Annotated in this window: 1 protein-coding gene; it reads left to right on the top strand. The window is 71.3% G+C overall.

The window, feature by feature from the left end:
- A partial coding sequence (locus tag H5J30_RS28240; protein WP_181790119.1) for an HAD-IC family P-type ATPase occupies nucleotides 1-2,264 on the top strand: 2,264 nt, incomplete at both ends.

Here is a 2,264-nt window from a genome sequence, read left to right as displayed (position 1 = left end):
CGCGTCGCCCGCGGCGAGGTCAACGACGTTCCCGTACGCTCCTCCCGCTCCACCGCCGACATCATCCGCGCCAACGTCTTCACCCGCTTCAACGCCATCATCGGCGTCCTGTGGGTCATCATGCTGGCCGTCGCGCCCATCCAGGACAGCCTCTTCGGCTTCGTGATCCTCGCGAACACCGGCATCGGCATCATCCAGGAGCTGCGCGCCAAGAAGACCCTCGACAGCCTCGCCGTCATCGGCGAGGCCAAGCCGCAGGTGCGCCGCGACGGCCGCACCCTGGAGATCCCCACCGCGGAGATCGTCCTCGGCGACCTCGTCGAGCTGGGCCCCGGCGACAAGGTCGTCGTCGACGGCGAGGTGCTGGAGTCCGACAGCCTGGAGATCGACGAGTCCCTGCTCACCGGCGAGGCCGACCCGGTCGTCAAGCAGCCCGGCGACAAGGTGCTCTCCGGCAGCTTCGTCGTCGCAGGCGGCGGCGCGTTCACGGCGACGAAGGTGGGGCGCGAGGCGTACGCCGTGCAGCTCGCGGAGGAGGCGTCGCGCTTCACGCTCGTCCACTCCGAGCTGCGCAGCGGCATCAGCACGATCCTCAAGTACGTGACGTACATGATGATCCCGGCCGCCATCGGCCTGGTCATCAGCCAGCTCGTGGTCGAGAACGAGGGCCCGCGGGACGCCATCCGGCGCATGGTCGGCGGCATCGTGCCGATGGTGCCCGAGGGGCTGGTGCTGCTGACCTCGGTGGCGTTCGCCATAGGGGTCATCCGGCTCGGCCGGAAGCAGTGCCTCGTACAGGAGCTGCCCGCGATCGAGGGGCTCGCGCGGGTCGACGTCGTCTGCCTCGACAAGACCGGCACCCTCACCGAGGGCGGCATGGACGTCACCGAGCTGCGGCCGCTGGTCGGCGCGGCGGAGGCGGACGTGCGGCGGGTGCTGGGTGCGTTCGGCTCGTCCGACCCGCGGCCGAACGCCAGCCTCCAGGCCATCATCGAGGCGTACCCGGACGACGAGGAGCTGCGCTGCACGGGGGCGCTGCCGTTCTCCTCGGCGCGCAAGTACAGCGGGGCGGCGTTCCGCGGGGACGGGGTCGGTGCGGGTACGTGGCTGCTGGGCGCCCCCGACGTGCTGCTGCCGGCCGGCGACGCCTCCCTCGCCGAGATCGACGACCTGAACGCGCAGGGGCTGCGCGTGCTGCTGCTCGCCCGCGCCGTACGGGAGCTGGACGACCCGGAGGTGGCGCGCGGCGTCGAGCCGACCGCGCTGGTCGTCCTGGAGCAGCGGCTGCGCCCGGACGCCGCCGACACCCTCGGCTACTTCGCCGAGGAGCAGGTCGAAACGAAGATCATCTCGGGTGACAACGCGGTCTCCGTCGGCGCGGTGGCCGCGAAGCTCGGCATGGCGGGCGCGGACCGCACGGTCGACGCGCGCACGCTGCCGGCGGACCGCGACGAGATGGCCGCCGTCCTCGACGACAACGCGGTCTTCGGCCGCGTCAACCCGCAGCAGAAGCGGGACATGGTCGCCGCTCTCAAGTCCCGCGGCCACGACGTGGCGATGACGGGCGACGGCGTCAACGACGTGCTGGCGCTGAAGGACGCCGACATCGGCGTGTCCATGGGCTCCGGCTCGGAGGCGTCGAAGGCCGTCGCGCAGATCGTGCTGCTGAACAACAGCTTCTCCACCCTCCCGTCGGTCGTCGCCGAGGGCCGCCGGGTCATCGGCAACATCGAGCGGGTCGCCAACCTGTTCCTGGTCAAGACGGTCTACTCGGTGCTCCTCGCGCTGCTGGTCGTCGCCACGCAGGTCCCGTACCCCTTCCTGCCGCGGCACCTGACGCTGCTGTCGACGCTGACGATCGGCGTGCCGGCGTTCTTCCTGGCGCTGGCGCCGAACAAGGAGCGGGCGCGGCCGCACTTCGTGCGCCGGGTGATGCGGTACGCGATCCCGGCGGGGCTGATCGCGGGGACGGCGACGTTCGTGACGTACATGCTGGCGCGGACGCACTACTCGGGGTCCGGGGCGCTGGACGCGGAGACGTCGGCGGCGACGCTGACGCTGTTCCTCATCGCGATGTGGGTGCTGGTGATCATCGCGCGGCCGTACACGTGGTGGCGCGTGGGGCTGGTCGCGACGATGGCGCTGGGGTTCGTGATCGTGCTGGTCACGCCCTGGCTGCAGGAGTTCTTCGCGCTGAAGCTGGTGGGCACGGAGATGCCGTGGACGGCGGTGGGGATCGCGGTGGCGGCGGCGGTGCTGCTGGA

It is taken from the genome of Streptomyces phytophilus (assembly GCF_013870535.1).
Taxonomy (GTDB): Bacteria; Actinomycetota; Actinomycetes; order Streptomycetales; family Streptomycetaceae; genus Streptomyces; species Streptomyces phytophilus.
Note: the sequence above shows the minus strand (reverse complement) of the source record. Positions and strands in the feature narration are given on the sequence as shown.